At 69.9% G+C, this 17,494-nt stretch carries 16 protein-coding genes and 2 pseudogenes; 14 read left to right on the top strand and 4 right to left on the bottom strand.

The window, feature by feature from the left end; all coding sequences use genetic code 11:
- The first annotated feature begins 42 nt into the window (after positions 1-42).
- The 5 genes from ACFUJY_RS17920 to ACFUJY_RS17900 all read left to right on the top strand — a co-directional run bounded on the left by ACFUJY_RS17920 (position 43) and on the right by ACFUJY_RS17900 (position 5,236).
- Entirely contained in the window at positions 43-540 is a 498-nt protein-coding gene (locus tag ACFUJY_RS17920) for a (2Fe-2S)-binding protein (protein ID WP_383300147.1), read from the top strand.
- The gene (locus ACFUJY_RS17915; protein ID WP_383300144.1) at positions 537-2,837 is read left to right on the top strand and encodes a xanthine dehydrogenase family protein molybdopterin-binding subunit; all 2,301 of its coding nucleotides are present in this window, start codon (positions 537-539) and stop codon (positions 2,835-2,837) included. Before ACFUJY_RS17920 ends, ACFUJY_RS17915 begins: the two co-directional genes overlap by 4 nt.
- Positions 2,838-2,907: 70 nt before the next feature.
- A complete protein-coding gene (locus ACFUJY_RS17910) occupies positions 2,908-3,222 on the top strand; it encodes an acyl carrier protein (RefSeq protein ID WP_383300142.1) in 315 nt (104 codons plus the stop codon).
- Positions 3,219-4,022 carry a 4'-phosphopantetheinyl transferase family protein gene (locus ACFUJY_RS17905; RefSeq protein ID WP_383300139.1) on the top strand — a complete coding sequence of 268 codons (804 nt, stop codon included), beginning with the start codon at positions 3,219-3,221 and terminating at the stop codon, positions 4,020-4,022. Before ACFUJY_RS17910 ends, ACFUJY_RS17905 begins: the two co-directional genes overlap by 4 nt.
- A complete protein-coding gene (locus tag ACFUJY_RS17900; RefSeq protein ID WP_383300137.1) occupies positions 4,010-5,236 on the top strand; it encodes an XdhC family protein in 1,227 nt (408 codons plus the stop codon). Before ACFUJY_RS17905 ends, ACFUJY_RS17900 begins: the two co-directional genes overlap by 13 nt.
- A gap of 150 nt (positions 5,237-5,386) precedes the next feature.
- Here ACFUJY_RS17900 and ACFUJY_RS17895 read toward each other — a convergent pair whose 3' ends face one another.
- The gene (locus ACFUJY_RS17895; RefSeq protein WP_383300134.1) at positions 5,387-6,115 is read right to left on the bottom strand and encodes an HAD family hydrolase; all 729 of its coding nucleotides are present in this window, start codon (positions 6,113-6,115) and stop codon (positions 5,387-5,389) included.
- Between the two features lie 217 nt (positions 6,116-6,332).
- On the opposite strand from ACFUJY_RS17895, the gene ACFUJY_RS17890 reads away from it, so the two are divergent.
- Positions 6,333-6,932 (top strand): DUF6058 family natural product biosynthesis protein, encoded by a 600-nt coding sequence (locus ACFUJY_RS17890; RefSeq protein WP_383300131.1) that lies wholly within the window; start codon positions 6,333-6,335, stop codon positions 6,930-6,932.
- A 241-nt stretch (positions 6,933-7,173) separates the two neighbouring features.
- Here ACFUJY_RS17890 and ACFUJY_RS17885 read toward each other — a convergent pair whose 3' ends face one another.
- A complete protein-coding gene (locus ACFUJY_RS17885) occupies positions 7,174-8,475 on the bottom strand; it encodes a YncE family protein (RefSeq protein ID WP_383300128.1) in 1,302 nt (433 codons plus the stop codon).
- 307 nt (positions 8,476-8,782) lie between these two features.
- On the opposite strand from ACFUJY_RS17885, the gene ACFUJY_RS17880 reads away from it, so the two are divergent.
- The 6 genes and pseudogenes from ACFUJY_RS17880 (at position 8,783) to ACFUJY_RS17855 (ending at position 13,970) form a co-directional block, all read left to right on the top strand.
- The gene (locus tag ACFUJY_RS17880) at positions 8,783-9,427 is read left to right on the top strand and encodes a TetR/AcrR family transcriptional regulator (RefSeq protein ID WP_383300126.1); all 645 of its coding nucleotides are present in this window, start codon (positions 8,783-8,785) and stop codon (positions 9,425-9,427) included.
- Positions 9,428-9,542: 115 nt separating this feature from the next.
- A pseudogene (locus ACFUJY_RS17875) lies at positions 9,543-9,674 on the top strand (IS5/IS1182 family transposase); the annotation flags it as partial.
- A gap of 69 nt (positions 9,675-9,743) precedes the next feature.
- Positions 9,744-10,136, top strand: coding sequence for a DUF3592 domain-containing protein (locus ACFUJY_RS17870; protein WP_383300299.1), 393 nt, complete (start codon positions 9,744-9,746; stop codon positions 10,134-10,136).
- A gap of 205 nt (positions 10,137-10,341) precedes the next feature.
- The gene (locus ACFUJY_RS17865; protein ID WP_383300124.1) at positions 10,342-10,746 is read left to right on the top strand and encodes a hypothetical protein; all 405 of its coding nucleotides are present in this window, start codon (positions 10,342-10,344) and stop codon (positions 10,744-10,746) included.
- A gap of 187 nt (positions 10,747-10,933) precedes the next feature.
- On the top strand, positions 10,934-12,448 hold the full coding sequence (locus ACFUJY_RS17860; protein ID WP_383300122.1) for a DUF4157 domain-containing protein: 1,515 nt from the start codon (positions 10,934-10,936) through the stop codon (positions 12,446-12,448).
- 802 nt (positions 12,449-13,250) lie between these two features.
- Positions 13,251-13,970, top strand: a complete 720-nt coding sequence (locus ACFUJY_RS17855; RefSeq protein WP_383300120.1) for a DUF2625 domain-containing protein — start codon at positions 13,251-13,253, stop codon at positions 13,968-13,970.
- Positions 13,971-14,080: 110 nt separating this feature from the next.
- Here the strand turns inward: ACFUJY_RS17855 and ACFUJY_RS17850 are convergent.
- Positions 14,081-14,940, bottom strand: a pseudogene (locus tag ACFUJY_RS17850) (FAD-dependent monooxygenase).
- 75 nt (positions 14,941-15,015) lie between these two features.
- Here ACFUJY_RS17850 and ACFUJY_RS17845 point away from each other — a divergent pair.
- Complete coding sequence (locus tag ACFUJY_RS17845; protein ID WP_383300117.1) at positions 15,016-15,573, top strand: TetR/AcrR family transcriptional regulator; 558 nt, start codon at positions 15,016-15,018, stop codon at positions 15,571-15,573.
- 485 nt (positions 15,574-16,058) lie between these two features.
- On the opposite strand, the gene ACFUJY_RS17840 is transcribed toward ACFUJY_RS17845, so the two are convergent.
- Positions 16,059-16,850, bottom strand: coding sequence for an SDR family NAD(P)-dependent oxidoreductase (locus tag ACFUJY_RS17840; RefSeq protein ID WP_383300115.1), 792 nt, complete (start codon positions 16,848-16,850; stop codon positions 16,059-16,061).
- Positions 16,851-16,963: 113 nt separating this feature from the next.
- Here ACFUJY_RS17840 and ACFUJY_RS17835 point away from each other — a divergent pair, with 113 nt between their 5' ends.
- The gene (locus tag ACFUJY_RS17835; RefSeq protein WP_383300112.1) at positions 16,964-17,446 is read left to right on the top strand and encodes a MarR family winged helix-turn-helix transcriptional regulator; all 483 of its coding nucleotides are present in this window, start codon (positions 16,964-16,966) and stop codon (positions 17,444-17,446) included.
- Positions 17,447-17,494: the final 48 nt, after the last annotated feature.

The raw sequence follows: 17,494 nt of genomic DNA, 5'->3' as shown, positions 1-17,494 counted from the left end.
CCCCTATCTCCCCACCGACGTCCCAGAGAAAGCAGGCAGGCGATGGACTCCCCCGACAGCACGGCGGAACGCTCCGTGCGTCTCACGGTCAACGGAGAGCAGCGGACCATCTCGGTCGAACCCTGGCGCGGCCTCGCGGACGCGCTGCGCCGGAAGCTGGGGCTGACCGGCACCACCGTCGGCTGCGACCAGGGAGAGTGCGGAAGCTGCACCGTCCTGGTGGACGACGCCCCCGTGCGGTCGTGCCTGATGCTCGCGGCCCAGGCGGACGGCGCCGTCATCGAAACCGTCGAGTCCCTCGCGCCCGACGGGAAACTGTGCGAGCTGCAGACCTCCTTCAGCGAGCACGGCGCCCTCCAGTGCGGCTTCTGCACCCCTGGGTTCCTGATGCTGGGCACCGGTCTGCTGCGCGCGGAACCCGCCGCCGACCGTGCGCGGATCAAGGAGTACGTCAGTGCGAATCTGTGCCGCTGCACGGGTTACGGGGGCATCGTCGACGCCGTGGCAGCGCTGGCCGGCTTCCCCGAGGAGACCTCATGAGCGCCATAGGTCAGTCCGTGACCCGGCTCGAGGACCAGCGCCTGCTGACCGGCCGTGGGCGTTTCCACGACGACGTGACGCGTCCCGGACAGCTGTGGATGCGGGTGGTCCGCTCGCCCTCCGCGCACGCCCGGATCATCGGCGTGGACACCCGGGAAGCCCTGCGGCTCCCCGGTGTCGCCGGGGTGTACACCGTCGCGGACCTGCCGGGTGACCTGCGTATCCCGGTGCGCCAACCGCATCCCGGGCTCGACTTCACGCCCTACCTGCAGTCCCCGCTTGCCACCGGGTTCGTGCGTTACGTGGGCGAACCGGTCGCGGTCGTCCTGGCCGACGACCCCTGGACGGCGGAGGACGCCGCCGACCTGGTGCGCATGGATCTGGAGGAGCTGCCGGTCGCGCTGGATGCCCGGGGTGCCGCCGGTGAGCGGCCGGAGAGTCTGGGCGGCGCGGACGCCGAGGTGGGCGTGGTGCGTTTCGCGTACGGGGGTGTGGAGGAGGTCTTCCGCACCGCCCCGCACGTGGTGACCGCCGAGCTCGGCACCGGCCGCCACAGCGGTACCCCGTTGGAGCCCCGCGGGCTGGTCGCCGAGTGGGACGAGCGCACGGAGCGCATGACGATCTGGGGCGCGACGAAAGTCCCCTACTTCAACCGCCGGGTGCTCACCACCCTGCTCGGTCTGCCCGAACACAGCATCCACATGCTGGAGTCCGACGCCGGCGGCAGCTTCGGGATACGCGGTGAGTTCTATCCGGAGGACCTCCTCGTTCCGTTCTTGTGCCGGCTGACCGGCCGCCCGGTCAAATGGTCCGAGGACCGCGAGGAACACTTCCTGGCGGCGAATCACGCCCGCGAGCAGCACCACCGCATCGAACTGGCCTTCGACGACGAGGGCACGCTGCTGGGGCTGCGCGACGAGGCGTGGCTGGACAGCGGTGCGTACATCCGCACCCACGGCGCGGTCGTCGCGGCCCTCACCTCGGCCATGATCTGCGGTCCCTACCGGCTCGCCGCGTGCAGCAGTGACATCCACATCGTCATGACGAACAAGACGCCGATCGGCACCTACCGGGCCCCCGGGCGCTTCCAGAACAACTTCGTGCGCGAGCACGCCATGGATCTGGCCGCCACCCGTCTCGCCATCGACCCGGTGGAGCTGCGGCGCCGCAACCTGCTCGACGCCACGGAACTCCCGCACCGCAGGCCCATGCAGGTCTTCGGGGCGCCGATGCTGCTGGACGGCAAGGACCACCTGGAGCACTTCGACAAGTCCCGGGCGGCCGTCGGCTACGAGGCCTGGCGCGCCGAAGCCCGTGCGGCCCGGGCGGCGGGCCGGCTGGTGGGCACCGGATGCGCGGTCCTCCTGGAGAAGGCGGGACTCGGCCACGACAGCGCGGTGGTGGACATCGGTGTGGGCGGCGCGGTGCGCGTATCGATGGGCGGGGCGGGATCGGGGCAGGGCATCGAGACGGTGATGGCCCAGATCACCGCGGAGGAGCTGGACGTCCCCGCCGGGACCGTGAAGGTCGTCCTTTCCGACACGGACATCCTGCCGGACGGCGCGGGCAGTTTCGCCAGCCGTTCCACCGTGGTCGGCGGGACGGCGGTGAAACTGGCCGCCGAGGCAGTCGTCGCCAAGGCGAAACGGGTGGCGGCCGTACTCCTGGAAGCCGACACGTCCCGACTGGTCATGACCGGGGGCGGGGTGGCCGTGGCCGACGCCCCGGAGCGGAGGGTGTCGCTGGGGGCCGTCGCGGCCGCCTGCTTCACCCCGCGGTTCATCCGCACCGGGGAGGAGCCCGGCCTCATCGGGCGTGGCACGTACGCCGCCGACGGGATGACCTATCCGTACGGCGCCCACTACACCCAGGCCGAGGTCGACCCGCACACCGGCAGGGTCACCCTGCTGCGCTATGCGGTCAGTTACGAGATCGGTCGGGCCGTCCACCCCCGATCCGTCCACGGCCAGCTCGTCGGCGGCGTCGCGCAGGGTATCGGCGGGGCGCTCTTCGAGGAGTTCCGCTACGACGAGAGCGGCAGGCCGCTCTCTCTGACCTTCCGTGACTACCTGTGGCCGCGCGTGGCCGATGTGCCGGACATCCAGGTCGAGTTGTACGAGGACTCACCGGCTCCCGGTAATCCGCTGGGTGTGCGCGGTGCCGGCGAGGGCGGTACCGCCGGCGTGGGCGCCGCCGTGGCCAACGCCGTACGTGACGCCCTGCAGCTCACGGGCGACGTCGGGAGGCTGCCGCTGCACCCGCCGAGGGTGCTGGACCTGCTGCTCGCCCGCCGCTGATCTCCTTCCGGGCCCTGTGGCCCCGTCCCCCGCCTCGGGCCCCCGGCCCGGCACAGAAAGTGAGACTTCCATGCCCCGTTTCGAATCCTCCCGCCCCGCCTCCCCCGCCCCGCCCGGCTCTCCGGCCTCGCCTGTGCGCGAGGACCTCGCCGGCCATGTCCGCCGCGCCCTGGGACGTACGCTCGGCGTGCCTCCGGGCGATCTGACCGACGGGCGTGCGGGCCTGGGGCAGCTGGGTGTCGGGTCGATGGCCGCCCTGGAGCTCCAACGTCGTCTGGAAGCGGATCTCGGGGTCCCCGTCAGCCTCCACGTCGTGCTCACCGCCGCCGTCGTCGACGACCTGATCGACCACGTGACCGCGCGGTACGAGCAGGCAGCGGCGTGAGCGCGCCCGGCCGGTCCCCGGGCGGGACCGAGCTCTGGCTGGTCCGCCAGCCCTCCACCGGCACCGCCGCCGACGACTTCGACCGCGCGGTGCTCGACGACGCCGAGCGCGAACGGGCCGGGACCTGCCGCCGGTCCACTGGCGGCCGGTTGTACGCACTGGCGCACATCGCCCTGCGCCGGCTGCTCGGCCACCGGCTCGGCCTGCCCGCCGCGCAGGTCCTCTTCGTACGCGAGCCGTGCCCCGGTTGCGGTGAACCGCATGGCAGGCCCGCCGTACATCCGGACCAGGCCGAGCAGGCCGGCGGGCCGCCGACGCACTTCTCGCTGTCCCACGGCAGCGGGTTGGTGCTGGTCGGGCTCTCGTCCATGCCTATCGGGGTGGACGTCGAACAGCTGCCCGGCGCGGAGACGGTAGAGATCTGCGCCCCGGCACTGCACCCCCGCGAGCACGCGGAACTGGCCGCGCTCGGTGAAGCCGCGCGAAGACCCGCCTTCGGTCGTCTCTGGACCCGCAAGGAGGCGTATCTCAAGGGCATCGGCACCGGGCTGAGCCGCGGCCTGAGCGCCGACTACCTGGGCACCGACCCCGCTGGGCACCCCGACGGCTGGACCGTGCGGGATCTGCCCTGCGACCCGGGCCACGTCGCCGCCGTGGCTTGGCGCGGCGACCCCGGGAGCCCTGTGAGGGCCAGGACGCTGGCCCTGGAGTGGCTGCGCGAACAGGAGCCCGGCGCACCGTACGGCACACCGCTGCACCTGCCGGGACCGGTGAGGAGAGGATTCGTATGCGTGACATAGCTGAACGGTTGCGGGCCTGGCATTCGGCCGGTGAACCGTACGCCGTCGCCACCGTCACCCGTGTGTCGGGGAGCGCCCCTCGCGGTCCGGGCGCCGCACTGGCGGTCCGCCAGGACGGCAGCGCCGTCGGCAGCGTCTCGGGCGGCTGCGTGGAGGCGTCGGTGTACGAACTGTGCCTGCGCGCCCTCGCCGAGGGCGTGCCGCTGCGTGAACGGTTCGGGTACAGCGACACCGATGCCTTCGCCGTGGGGCTGACGTGCGGCGGCGAGCTGGAGATCCTGGTCCAGCCGGTCGGCCGTGCCGGACCGGCCGCGGAGGCCGGGGACATCACTCCGCTCCTCGGCACCGTGCTGGCCCGGATCGCAGCCGGGCTCCCGGTCGCGCTGGCCCGGGTGACCGAGGGGCCTGACCGCCTGCTCGGACTCGGACTCGTCGTCACGCCCGAGGGCCGCCTCGGCGGGTTCCCGTCGTGGAGCACCGCTCTCGGAGACGCCGTCGAGGCCGGGGCGCGCGCCCTGCTGCAAGCGGGCCGCACGGACGTCTTCACCCTCACCCCGGACGGCCGTGCGTGCCCCGGGGACGTACCGGGGACGGTCACGGTACTGGTGGAGACGTGGGCGCCGCCGCCGCGCATGCTGGTTTTCGGCGCTGTCGACTTCGCCGCGGCGGTGGTGAGCGCCGGCCGCTTTCTCGGCTATCACGTCACGGTCTGCGACGCCCGCCCGGTGTTCGCCACCACCGCCCGATTCCCTGACGCCCACGAGGTGGTGGTGGACTGGCCGCACCGCTATCTGGACGCGCAGTCGTCGGTGCTGGACGGCCGCACCGCGCTGTGCGTTCTCACCCACGACGCGAAGTTCGACGTCCCTCTGCTGCTCATGGCCCTGCGGCTGCCGCTCGGCTATGTGGGGGCCATGGGGTCGCGCCGCACCCATGCGGACCGGTTGTCCCGGTTGCGCGCGGCCGGGCTCGGCCCCGCCGAACTGGCGCGGCTGCGCTCGCCGATCGGCCTCGATCTCGGAGCTCGAACACCGGAGGAGACCGCGATCTCCGTCGCCGCCGAGATCATCGCGCTGCGAAGCGGCGGCAGTTGTCTGCCGCTGTCCGACGGCTCGGGAGCCATCCACCGCGTCCCGGGCAGGGCCGGAGCCTCCCGTGGGGGGCTCCACGCTCCCCCGGCCGTCGTTCCCCTGCCTGTCCCGGTACAGGCGTGACCGGGACATCCCGTACGCCGGGGCGGATCGGTGTCTCCTGTCTGCCTCACGCGGAAGGGTGGCGCCGGGGCCGACCGCTGACGGCAGCGGCCTTCCAGCAGCGCCTCCGCCCCGGGGGCCACTTCTCCCCGCGCCGGCACCGGCGCGCGATCACCGTCCATGCCGCGGGCCCCCTGGGCGTTCGCTCCGTGCGCGGATGCCGAGGGGCCGGGTGTGGGCGCTTCCCCCAGGCACCGGTGGATAGGCCGCGAGTGCCGGATCGTCACCGACCGCGTACGGCCGGCCCACACAGTCGAACATCGGGATGTCGGAGGCGTGGTCGCCGTAGGCGTAACAGTCGCGGGCGTCGACACCGGGATGGAGTCGCAGGGTCCGTCGCACGGCGGACCGTTTCCCCTCACTGATGACCGGCTCCCGGATCTCACCCGTGTACGTCCCGTTCTCGACGAGGAGTTCGGTGCACACGACGTGGGCCGCGCCGACCTCTTCGGCGATCGGCGTGACGCACGGCGGGAACGATCCGGAGACGAGGACGACGCCTGCTCCGGCCGCGCGGTGCCGCGCGAGTTCGGCCTGGGTGCCGGGCAGGAAGAAGTCCGCTCCGGCGGACCGCAGTGCGTACCACTCGGCACCCAGCCGTTCCGTCTCGTCGACGCTCCGGCCGGCCCACAGCCGGTAGTACGCGCGGTTCACCTCCGACCGCGGCATCCCGGCCGCGCTCAGAGCGCGAATCCCGTCGGCCACCTGCTCGTACCACGGGACCGAGACGAAGCGGAGGAAGTCGAACATCGTCTTCAGCCCCACCAGGGTCTCGTCAACGTCGGAGAAGACGAGATACCGCCCGCCGCACTCCCCCGACCCACAGGTTCCCTCACCCATGTGCTCCCCCAACCCCCTACCGTAATAAAAAAACCTACCAGAAGGAATTATTATCGGTCGTCGGATCGCGGCGGTAGACGGTCACCGGTCGAGGGGGCTGCGTCGCGTTTCGTTCGACGACCCACGACGGTTCGGCAGGCACCGAAACGTCCGGCCGGTAGCGTGCCGAGTTCTGCGCAGGAGGTGCCTGCGCAGGTCTACGCAGCGGAGGCGGTCCATGTCCGAGCCCGGTCTGAAGCAACAGCTCGCCGAGCGGTTCCGTGAGGTCAACGGCGACCACCCGATGACCGACGCCGATGACCTCTATGTCAGCGCACAGTTCCTCGCCCTGGAGGAGCTGTGCGCAGTCCATGGCCAGGATGTCGACGCGGTTCGTCGGCTGATGCTGGGACGGCGTCTGCCGCTTCCGGGATATCTGCGCTCCGACGGAACCGAGATGGTGCCGGCCGATCTGTTCGCCCTCGCCGATGAAGCCGGCGGCGTGGAGCTCCTGGAAGCGTGGTTCACCGCTCACTGGGCCGAGCCGGTCACCGGGAAGGCGGAGTGGGACGCTTATCTCAGCGGACGGTACGTGTGCCTGCACTCCGTGACCCCGTCCACCATTCAGCGCAAGGATCGCCTGACGGCCGCGATCGGCGACGCGGAGAGCGAGCCGGACGCGGGATCAGCGCAGTGGTGTGAACGGCTGCACCGACTGGTCGACGAACTCGACGCGCTGGAGCCTGCGTTCACGGCCTACGACCGTCTGCGGTTCGGCGGGCCGACATCCCGGGACACCTGCATCGACGCCACGCGCGCCCGCTACGCGCGCCCGTGACCCGGCGCCCGAGGACGCCGCCCTCGCACGCCCTCAGCCTCGGCTCGTGCGCCGGTCGAGGCGGCGCGGTCTCCGACGGACGCGGTGGTCCTGAGACCCGCAGTCCGGAGCAGGTGCCTCGGACTGCGGGTCGCGCGCCTGTTGCTCCTGCCGTCCCTCGGCGGGCGGGGGCGGCCGGTCAGGTCGCGGTCTCCTGGGCGTGGGGCGCGTACTCCCCCACGCCTCGGCGGCCGAGTCGGGGTCAGCCGGTCGGGCCGGTCCAGCCGGTGGGGAGGTGGGCGAGGCGTACCCGCTGGGGGTGGTCGCCGACGGGCACGGAGGTGATCTTCCGGCCGGTGGTGAAGCTGATGGCGGTGACCTGGTCCGCGCCGCTTTCGGAGATGACGCACGCCTCGCCGTCGCCGCTCACGGTGGCCCAGTACGGTTTGGCGGCGGAGACGAGCGGGCCTTCCTGCAGGGTGGCGCGGTCGACGACGGTGGCGTAGTTGTCCATGGTTCCGGCGATGCAGAGCTTGGTGCCGTCCGGGTTCATGGACATGCCGTGGTGGCGGGAGTCGTTCACGAAGCTGGTGCGGTCGTCGCTGGTGTCGGGGTTCTTCGGCAGGGTCTTCATCCGGGTGATCCGGTCGGCGGCGACGTCGTACTCGAAGAAGCCGTTGAAGAACGAGACCTGGAAGTACATGGTGGACTCGTCGGGCGTGAACGCGACCGGCCGGAGCGAGTCGGAGAAGTCCTTGCCGCCGGAGAAGGCGTTCAGCCGTTCCCGCATGTCGATGGTCCTGACCACCTTGAGCGTCTGGGCGTCCGCCACGGTGATCTTGCGGTCGCCCTTGAGGAAGTCCTGCCAGGGTGCGTCGAAGTCGTTGTTGACCTCGCCGATCGACATGTTCCATATCTTGCCGTCACGGGTGAAGACGTTCTCGTGAGGCTTGTCCCCGGTGGCGAACGAGCCGATCTGACGCCCCGTGTTGATGTCGAGAACGTGCACGGTGTTGCCGGTGGAAGCGGATACCGCCACTCGGGACCCGTCGGGAGAGACCGCCATGTGGTCGGCCCGGTAACCGGAGACGCGGAAGCGCCACTTGACCGCTCCCGTGGTCGTGTCGATGGAGGCCACGTCGCCGAAGCTGGGGCGCGACACCACGATCGCCGAGCCGTCGGGGGTGGTGTACATGTCGTCGACGAACTGGTCGTGGCCCTCTCCCGCGGTTTCCCGGATGCCCAGGAAGAAGATCAGCCGGATCGGGTCGGTGTAGATCTCCCGCAGTCGCTCGCTCTTGTCGGGGACCAGGTTGATCCGGCCGACCTTGGAGAAATCACCAGTGGACTTGATGACGTCAGCGGTGCCCTCCCAGTTGTTGCCGACCAGCATCACCTCCTGGAGGGCGGGTTCGGCGTGGGCGGTGCTCGCGGGCACCAGGGTGCCCGCGGCCAACAGCGCCGCCGCGGTCGCGCTCCACAGCCGCCGACCACGTCGGGGACTGCTCCCGGCGTGCGGATGAGAGCCGGACAGGGCGGGTGGGGGTGGTGGTGCAGTGTGCATGTTTCGCTCCTCCGAGGGAAGTGAGGTGCCGGACTGGGCAGGAAACTGGAGCACCGTGCGGTGGGTCGGCCCCGCGGCCGAGAGCCGGACGACTCCGTGTGCGAAGACCGCGTCAGTCCTTGCCTACGCGCCGGCTGCTCGCGGTTCGTCCGAGGAGTCCGCGCGCCGTGCGGGCGTGACGCGCACCCCCAAGTCTGAACACCGTCTCATTCAGACTTGGGTTACCGGATGGTAGGGAGGAGCTGGGGCGCGGCGCAAGGCCTGTGCGGCAGGATTGCGCGCACGAGCGGGCAGGAGGGGGCGGGCAGTGGCGGGACGCATCACCCCGGCCGAGGGCCGGTACGGAGGCAGGAACGCGGCCGAGCGGCGGGCGGAGCGGCGCGAACGGTTCCGCACAGCGGGCCTGGACCTGTTCGGCGCCGGACCGGGGTACCGGGCCACCAGGCTGGGCGATCTGTGCAAAGCGGCCGGCCTGTCGACCCGCCAGTTCTACGAGGAGTACCGCACCCTGGAAGACCTCTTGGCCGACCTCCATCTGTACGTCAACGAGATCGCCGAGAGGGCCGTCCTCGACGTGCTGCCACAGGTTCAGGAGCTTCCCCTGGCAGAGCGTGTCACCGCGTACACCCACGCGTACCTCAGGGGGGCCGCCGACGATATGCGTCACGCCCGTATCGCCCACGTCGAGATCGTCGGCGTCAGCCCTCGCATCAACCATCAGCGCCTGCAGCGCCGTGCCATCTGGATCGAGCTGCTGAACGACTTGGCGGACGAGGCCGTGGAACGCGGCGAAGCGCCGTACGACAACTACCGCCTGGCCTCGGCGGCCCTCATCGGCGCCATCAACGGGCTGATGCACGACTGGGTCGTCGGCTGGGTGACCGCCACGCGGGAAGAGATCGCCGACGAACTCCTGCGCATCATTCTCGGCAGGTACCGGCCTGCCACCTGACCACGGTGGAACGGAGTTCCAGCACCGAGGTGGACGGGTCGACGTAGGCGTTGGGGGTCTCGTCGGCAGCTCGGCGCTGTGCCGCGTACGCCTACGGGTGCGAGGGCTTGCGTAACGCAACGTGGTCGAACTCTGCTTCGCCCGGCTCAAGCAGTTCCGGGTGATCGCGACCCGCCACAACAAACTCGCCGCTCGCTACCAGGCCGGACTTCACCTCGCCTCACTCATCCTCTGGCTTCGTGAGCCGGAAACGCGGCTCAGGAGGGTCTCGACGGCTGGCTATGCTCATCAGTGCCGTCGCGAAACTGGGGGAGCTTTGAGGACGCAGGACGTAATCGCCTACGACGGTGTCGCAGTTTTTCTCCTGCTGGTCGTGGTTTGGCAGATGCGGCGACGGCTGACGCTTCGCTCCCGGGGCGTCGAGGTCATCGCGAGGTGCTTCGATCGTGACTGGCGTGGTAAGGGCGGCCCGCAGTTTCTGCTGAGCTACACGACGCCAGACGGTGTCAAGCGGACACACAGTGCAGGTGAAGACCAAGTCCCCGCCGGCACCCGCGAAGGTGACAGCGTTGCAGTCCTCTACGACCCCGTGTCCCCTGCGCGCGCGGAAACGGCACTCGCATCCCGCAAACCATTCTGGAAGCACTACGACATGGCGGGCTTGGTGGGAGTTGCCCTCAGTATCGTGCTGATGGTGCACGTCTTCTAGATCAGCCGCCACACATCCGATAGGAGAGCGGAGGATGCCGGATATGCTTCGCTGTCCTCTCCGTTCCTGCCCGGAGGTTGTCTCGGTGTGGTCCGCGCGGATCGCCGGTGTTGCGTCGACTGCCGCTGTTCTCGTTCTGACCGGCTGTTCGACCCATTGGGGTTGCACTGATACGACTGCTGAGCGCGGCGAGGCCGGTGTACGGGTGCAGGTCACGGATCTGTCCGGCCAGCCGTCGGGCGTCAGCGCCGAAATCGTCGACTGGCGCCTCGGCCGCCACCCCCAAGTGCCCGCCAGGGGCGATCGGGTGCACTTCCACTACCGTTTCCACGGAGCCGACACATCGTTGGGAACCGCTGTCGATGTCTGCGCCGTCGACAGGCATCGTGTAGCGCTGATCTGCGAAACGCTCTACTCGTCCAAGGACGGGACCGGGCCGGACGGGTCCCCGCCCGATGGCTGGCTCGCACCGGAGCACCCCGAACAGACCACCGCAGTCCTGTTGATCCCCAACGACCGCTCTGTGAACCGGCGCACCTGCGAGCAAGATCCCAAGGACGGCGGCGGGGCCCACCCCCCGAAGTCCGCCGGCGTAGGGGATCAGCTCTGACCGTCTGACGGAGCCGACCTGTCGGTCGCCGGTGCCGGGCATGCGGCCTGCCCCGCCTCCTCCGTTGCCCCGTGCGCGCCATCTCCGTGTCTCGACGGCCGGTCGATACTGCCCAGGAGTACCTGGCCCGGCGGTCCCTCGTCGCGTATGCAGGAGAGGCCGAGTTGCCTACGACGGAAGAGGTCCCTTGCTCAACCACGAGAACCTCAGGACCGACGGAAGCGAGCCCGCCCGCAGAGCGGCGCGCAGCCGCGAATCCACACCACGCGCCCCGATGCCGGAGTTTCTCGCTCTGCAGACCACCATGGGAAACGCCGGCGTGGTCCAGATGCTTCGCCGGGCCGGGCACCACGGGGCCGAGGAGGGGCCGCAGCACTCCGCTGGACCGGACCGTGACCAGTCCGAGCAGCTCGCCGTGCAACGTTCCGCCGTCCATGACGTTTTGCGTGCTCCGGGCCGCCCCCTCGATGACGACATACGCACCAGGATGGAAGCCCGTTTCGGCGCGGACTTCTCCGATGTCCGCATCCACGACGACACCGCAGCACACACGTCGGCCGCGGAGATCGGCGCCCGCGCCTACACCTCCGGTGAGCACGTGGCAATCGGCAAGGACGGAGCCGACGAGCACACGCTGGCCCACGAACTCACCCATGTGATCCAGCAACGGCGGGGCCCGGTGGCCGGAGTCGACAGTGGCACCGGGTTGAGTCTGAGCGACCCGTCCGACCGATTCGAGCGCGAAGCCGAGGTGACGGCCACCAGGGTGATGAGGGAGTCGGCGCGGGGCGCCATGCCCCCTCCGACTACGACGGCGGCGGCGCGGACCGGCGGTACCACTGCCTCCGCACCGGTCCAGCGCGCCCGTGACAAAGGAACCAAGGAGAAGAAGGACCCCTGGAAGCCGGGCGGCGGAGCAGCGGACGCTCAGGCCGGGGGTCGCTCACTCAGTTTGAACCAGGCCGAGATCCAGCAACGGATGGGCTACGTTTGCAAGTTGCTCTACGGCAGCCATCTGAATTCTGCTGCGGCCGACAACATGCAGGAATGGCTCGGGGAGCTGAAACTGAACGGGCTCTGCGGTGGCTGGGTGAGGATTCACCAACAGGATCCGCTATGGCTTGAGCCGATGTGGGAGGCGCTGGTTGCCTGGCAGCCCGAGGGAAACCAGGGCGAGCCTGTCGCGGGAGACCTTAAGGAGTTGGCGAAACTCCTGCAGGACAGGGGCGTCGGTGACGTGGGCGACGAGGTGAAGGAAGTCGTCATCGCCGTCAACACGGCTTGGGATGTCATGCGCAGTCTCGAACCCGATGCCGGGTACCGGGACGTGAACGACCTTCTCGGCGACTCCACGGTGGCTCCGAGAGCCTATGCCGCCTGGGACACCGGAACCCCCAAGAAGATCGAATGCAAGGTGGATGAGGCAGGGAAGAAGCTGGCCAACCACATCATGCAGACAACGCAATTCCCCCAGGGCAAGGGCAGCATGGAGCACTACGCGCGGATCGAGACGCCGACCCACCACATGGGCGTACGACTGAAGCGCGACAAGAAGGGGCGGCAGGTGATGGTCTGCGAGACGGAAGAGACCGGCATCCTCCCGTGCACCTCATTCGAGGAGCTCGCGGCCACTCTGCAGAACGGCTGCGCCCGAAGCGACGCGGAGACGATCGAACTGGAGGTCACGATTTCCACGCAGTAGGTCACCAGCAGGCAGAACCGCTCCTCGGCATCATCCGCTCGGGCTCCGGCTCATGCGGCTGCAGCCCTCTCACGGCTGTGCTCCAGGGTCTGCGCTCCGCATGACCCCACCTCGTAGAGCAGCTCGCACCATGCACCCACCAACGGCGAATGGCAGATCGACCTACACGACGAGAACGGGCGGACTGTCCGGGCGGCGAAACGAACGAGGCCGTTGGCGGATGGTATGAGGAATCCCGCTGGTGCTGCTGAAGGGCCATCACACCTGCGCTTGTACGCGCTGCCCCGGAGAGGTGCAGGTGGGTGGCCAGGGGGCAGTGGGCATCGGTCCTGCCGAGGATTCGGGACACCGCGCGTGCCGGGCAACGTCGTAAAGGCGCCGGTGGTCGTGAAGAAGTCGTACTCGGCGCACCATGCGGCTCCCGGTCCGGAAGCCACACCCAGCCGCCTTTCCGCTCGTCGCTGCAGTACTCGGAGTCGAACTCCAGGGACGGGAGAGCGGCATCCTCCAGTGCCTCGGCCCGCATCTCGACGGGTACGGCACTCAAAAACTCCCAGTCCGCCATGAACAGCATCAGATCCAAGCCCATCGCGGCGGCGTAGGACCGTATACATGCAGCGGACCGAAGCCGGGTACGTCAACGGTCGAGGAGGAGCCGACTGCCGAGGCGCACGAGCCATACCGGTCCCCCACCTCGTCGATCGGGCCCTCGCGGCCGCGAAAACCGAGACGTCATCGCGATGGATGGGGCCGACGAAGCGCCCTGCCGGTCGGGGCGCGATGCGGGGTGCGAGGATGCGGCATGCGTGATTTGAACCAACTGATCGACGTCGAGGAACCGGCCTGGCCGGAGCTGAGAGAGACACTCGGCGGTGGATCGGTGCCCGTCGAGGTGCTGCCACCCGACCGCGACGTAGCCCGGGCATCGCTTCTTCAGCTGCAGGTGACGACCAGGTCGTATCTGGGTGCACTGGTGCTGCACTGCGGTGGTCTCGTGGTGGACAACGGCTGGGTGCGGGTCTTCGGCAGCCCGTCGGACGGGACGGTGCCGAGTCTGGCCCAGGTCAATCAGTTCCCGAGAGTGTTCGACTCCGCCTGGCGACCCGATGCCGGTCTGGTGGTGGCGCAGGATGTACTGGGCGGCGTCTTCGCTCTCAACGGCGGAGCACCCGACCGCGCCGGCCGCCCCGGGGCACCCGGGGAGATCGTCTACTTCGCCCCGGATTCACTCCGTTGGGAGGCACTGGGGGCCGGCCACTCGGCGTGGCTGACCTGGCTGGTCTCCGGGGCGCTCGCTGAGTTCTATACGGATCTACGCTGGACCGGATGGCGGGATGAGGTCCGGGCGTTGCACAGCGCTCAGGGACTGTCGCTGTTTCCGCCGTTGTGGTCCGCCGAGGCGCGCCAGGACATCTCCGCGACGAGTCGCCGCCCCGTGCCCATGGCGGAGTTGCTCGGTGTCGCCCGCGAGTCGTGCCGAGAGTTCGATGGAGCTGACCCGGGCTCTCTCGGCGCCGTGTGAACGGGCGGCGGTGGTCGACTTCGCCGCCGCGCCGGAGGGCTGCCGGTCCTGCGGGCGTTGCCGTCGCTGTCGGACCTGAGTGGCCGCTGACCCCACCGGCTCCTGGGGCATCAACGCGGGTCAGCGTCTTGGGACAACTCAGGTGGGACCCAGGCGTGATGCCTCAGGATCATGCGTGTCGCGACACGGGGGGGGCGTCAGCCGCATCGCCGTGTTCCGCAGGGCCACGGTCAGTGGGTGGGAGAGCTGTTGGCCCATCCGCCCAGCCTGCCGGGCGGCCCGAGCGACTGCCTGGCTGCGGGGGCGGCGCTCGGCGTCGTACCGTGCGAGCGCGGTTTCGACGGTGGGCGCGGTGGCGAGCGCGGCAGCAAGGGTGACCGCGTCCTCCAGCGCCTGGCAGGCGCCCTGCCCCAGGTTCGGGGTCATCGCGTGCGATGCGTCACCGAGCAGCGCTGTCCGGCCGACGGCGTACGAGGGAAGCGGCGTGCGGAGTTCGTTGACGTAGTGGTGCAGCACGGCGTGGTTCTGGGTCGCATCGAGCAGGGCACGGATCGGGTCGTGCCAGTCGTGGAACCGTCGGCGCATCTCGTCCAGGGGGTCGGCGAATCGCGTCCCGGCGGGGAGGTCGAGGACCGCGTGCCACTCGGCGCGCCCGTCGGGGAACGCGATGTGCCCGAACTCGGTGCCGCGCCCCCAGGTCAGCTCGAAGTCGCTGTGCAGGTCGACCGCCGCCCTTCGGCGTGCGGGTCCCGCCGCTGTACTGGCCTCGCGACGCCTCCCGCACCGCCTCGCCGACGCCGAGTCCGTCCAGGGCCCGAAGGCCGTTGGCGGCCAGCGAGATGCCCGCCCCCGCGTCGTCCGACATCGGCGTGCGCTCGACCAGTGTCACCTGCCAGCCGATGCGGCGCAGACCGATCGCGGCGGCCAGCCCACCGATGCCCCCTCCGACGACCACCGCCGTGTTGCCCATGGCGAATCCCCCAGACTTTCTACACCTGTAGAATGGTGACCCTACCTGAGGTACTACAGGTGTAGAAGGGGAACCATGGCTACGGATCGGCGCGCCCTCCTCGCGGATGCGGCTCTCGACGTACTCGCCGACGAGGGCATCCGCGGTCTGACCCACCGCGCGGTCGACCGCAAAGCGGCCCTGCCATCCGGTACGACCTCGGCATACTTCCGCACCCGCGCCGCGCTGCTCACCGCACTCGTCATGCGCCTTGTCCAACTCGACCAAGCAGAACTGCAGTCGACGGTCGAGCAGCTTCCACCCCTCCGAAGCGCCGAGGAACTCGTGGACGGCATGTCGCTGCTCACTCGACAGCGTCTCACCGGCGAGGGCCGCCGTCGCTCACTCGCCCGCTACGCCTGCGCCGTTGAGAGCGCGCGCGACCCGGAGCTGCGCGAAATCCTCGTACCCCGCGAGAACGCCGGCCGGGAGGCGGTCCGGCAGTTCCTCGCCGAGCACGGCGTGACCGACGTCGACAACCGCACGCACACGCTGCTGACCTGCCTCGACGGACTGGTCTTCGACCGGCTTGTGAGCGGCGGCACCGTGCCGCGCGAGGCCCTCGAAGGCCTGCTCGCAGCCGCCCTGCGTTAGGCCCCGCGCCGAGGCAATCCACCGCCGGCCGGGGAGCTGGTGGGCAGTGCGGTGACCCGCCACCCCGACCCCACCGGCGGTGACGGCCACCGCCCCGGTCGGCGTCGTCACCACCGGCGCCGCCAGGGTCGGGCAGGGGCGGGCAGGCTGGCGTGCTCGGCAATCGCTTCCGAGGGGCTCGAAGTGGCGGCGGACGTTCTCCGGCTTCCTGCGCCGGCACTTCGCCATCAGCGAGGATTCGCCCCGCAGACCGAGGTGAGTCGGAGCGGATTGGCGGTACTCGTGCAGGTCCCGGCCGGTTCCCGGCCCGCGTACGACGGTGTGCTCGTCCGGCAGTGCGGGCTTGGCCGGAGAAGAGACGGTCCAGGCCGTGCCCGGACCCGCGTCACCCAGGCTGACGGCCTTCCCTCAACGACCTTCCCTCGGTCGGCACCGCTGCGATTGCAAGGGTCTGTATCCGGCATACGCGGCCGTCCCGACGACGGTCAGACCATCGTTGTCAGCACGCCCCCGTCGGCGCGGAGCGCCGCTCCGTTGGTGGCCGATGAGTGCGGGCTGGCCAGGTAGAGCGCGAGGTTCGCGATCTCGGCCGGTTCGATGAACCGCTGCAGCAACGTCGTCCGGTTTGCGCCGATGATCGCGGCCTTCATCTCCTCGGCCGCCATCGCCTGGTCCTGGGCGATCCTGGTGACCGTGTCCGCGACGCCGTCCGAGTAGGTGGGTCCGCCGAGGATCGTGTTGACGGTGACGTCGGTGCCCCGTGTGAGCTTGGCCAGACCATTCCCGAGAGCCAGCATCGCCGCCTTCGTCGCCCCGTAGTGCACCATGTCGGCGGGGATGTTCACGCCCGACTCGCTGCCGACGAAGATGATGCGGCCCCAGTTCCTGTCGAGCATGCCGCCGAGCACGTGGCGCGAGAGCCGGACACCGCTCATGACGTTGACCTCGAAGTAGCGCCCCCACTCGTCGTCGGAGACGTCCTCGAAGCGGGCGAGGCCGAAGAGGCCGACGTTGTTCACGAGGATGTCGACGTCTCCCAGGGCTGCGAGCAGGTCCCGGACCTGTGCGGGATCGCCGAAGTCGGCGACCAGGCCGTTGACCCTCGCATCCGGAAGCTCGGCCCTGAGCCGTCGCAGGGCGTCCTGGACGCCGGTCTCGCTCCGCCCGTTGACGACGACCGCGGTGCCCTCGCGAAGCAGGGCGCGCGCGATGGCGAAGCCGATGCCCCGTGTCGAACCGCTGACGAAGGCGGTCTTGTCGTTCAGTCGCAGATCCATGAGTCGTGCTCGTCCCTGTGGTGCTGTGCCGGTGGTCTCTTTTACTTGCCTGAGCAAGTGAAACGTAAGTCGGATGACTTTCCTGGTCAAGTCAATGCCGCTAGGATGCCTCCATGTCACGACTCAGCGACGACGATCTGGAAACCTGGGCGGCCCTGGCCACGGTCCTCGAATGGCTCCCTGCCGCCCTCGACGCGCAGCTGCAGCGCGACGCCGAGCTGACGCACTTCGAGTACGGGGTGATGTTCGCGCTCGCCGAGGCCGACAACCGCACGCTGCGGATGAGCACGCTGGCGGGCTACTCCAACAGCTCCCTGTCCCGCCTCTCCCGCGCGGCGGCGCGCCTGGAGACGAAGGGCTGGCTGCGGCGCACACCCGATCCGGCCGACGGGCGCTACACCCTCGCCACACTGACCGACGCCGGCGCGCAGAAGGTCGACCAGGCCGCTCCGGGCCACGTCGAGACCGTCAACCGGCTGGTCTTCGACCCCCTGACCCGGGCCCAGACCCGGCAGCTGCTCGCCATCAGCCACCGCATCACAAAGGCGATCCGGGCCGAGGACGGCTGGAAGCCGTCGCCCGGGTCCGACCGCTGAGGCGCTCCGCAGCCCGGCACAGCTGTTCACCCTGGCGGACAACCGGCC

Origin of the sequence: Streptomyces sp. NPDC057249 (assembly GCF_042669245.1) — a bacterium.
GTDB lineage: Bacteria > Actinomycetota > Actinomycetes > Streptomycetales > Streptomycetaceae > Streptomyces.
The sequence above is the reverse complement of the archived record's forward strand: the minus strand, read 5'-3'. Positions and strand labels throughout refer to the sequence as shown.

Excerpts from the sequence above, each read along its gene's own strand:
- ACFUJY_RS17920 (WP_383300147.1), top strand. The coding sequence starts at position 43 with ATGGACTCCCCCGACAGCACGGCGGAACGCTCCGTGCGTCTCACGGTC.
- ACFUJY_RS17885 (WP_383300128.1), bottom strand. The coding sequence starts at position 8,475 with ATGCACACTGCACCACCACCCCCACCCGCCCTGTCCGGCTCTCATCCG.
- ACFUJY_RS17910 (WP_383300142.1), top strand. The coding sequence starts at position 2,908 with ATGCCCCGTTTCGAATCCTCCCGCCCCGCCTCCCCCGCCCCGCCCGGC.
- ACFUJY_RS17840 (WP_383300115.1), bottom strand. The coding sequence starts at position 16,850 with ATGGATCTGCGACTGAACGACAAGACCGCCTTCGTCAGCGGTTCGACA.
- ACFUJY_RS17895 (WP_383300134.1), bottom strand. The coding sequence starts at position 6,115 with ATGGGTGAGGGAACCTGTGGGTCGGGGGAGTGCGGCGGGCGGTATCTC.
- ACFUJY_RS17835 (WP_383300112.1), top strand. The coding sequence starts at position 16,964 with ATGTCACGACTCAGCGACGACGATCTGGAAACCTGGGCGGCCCTGGCC.
- ACFUJY_RS17845 (WP_383300117.1), top strand. The coding sequence starts at position 15,016 with ATGGCTACGGATCGGCGCGCCCTCCTCGCGGATGCGGCTCTCGACGTA.
- ACFUJY_RS17900 (WP_383300137.1), top strand. The coding sequence starts at position 4,010 with ATGCGTGACATAGCTGAACGGTTGCGGGCCTGGCATTCGGCCGGTGAA.
- ACFUJY_RS17855 (WP_383300120.1), top strand. The coding sequence starts at position 13,251 with ATGCGTGATTTGAACCAACTGATCGACGTCGAGGAACCGGCCTGGCCG.
- ACFUJY_RS17890 (WP_383300131.1), top strand. The coding sequence starts at position 6,333 with ATGTCCGAGCCCGGTCTGAAGCAACAGCTCGCCGAGCGGTTCCGTGAG.
- ACFUJY_RS17915 (WP_383300144.1), top strand. The coding sequence starts at position 537 with ATGAGCGCCATAGGTCAGTCCGTGACCCGGCTCGAGGACCAGCGCCTG.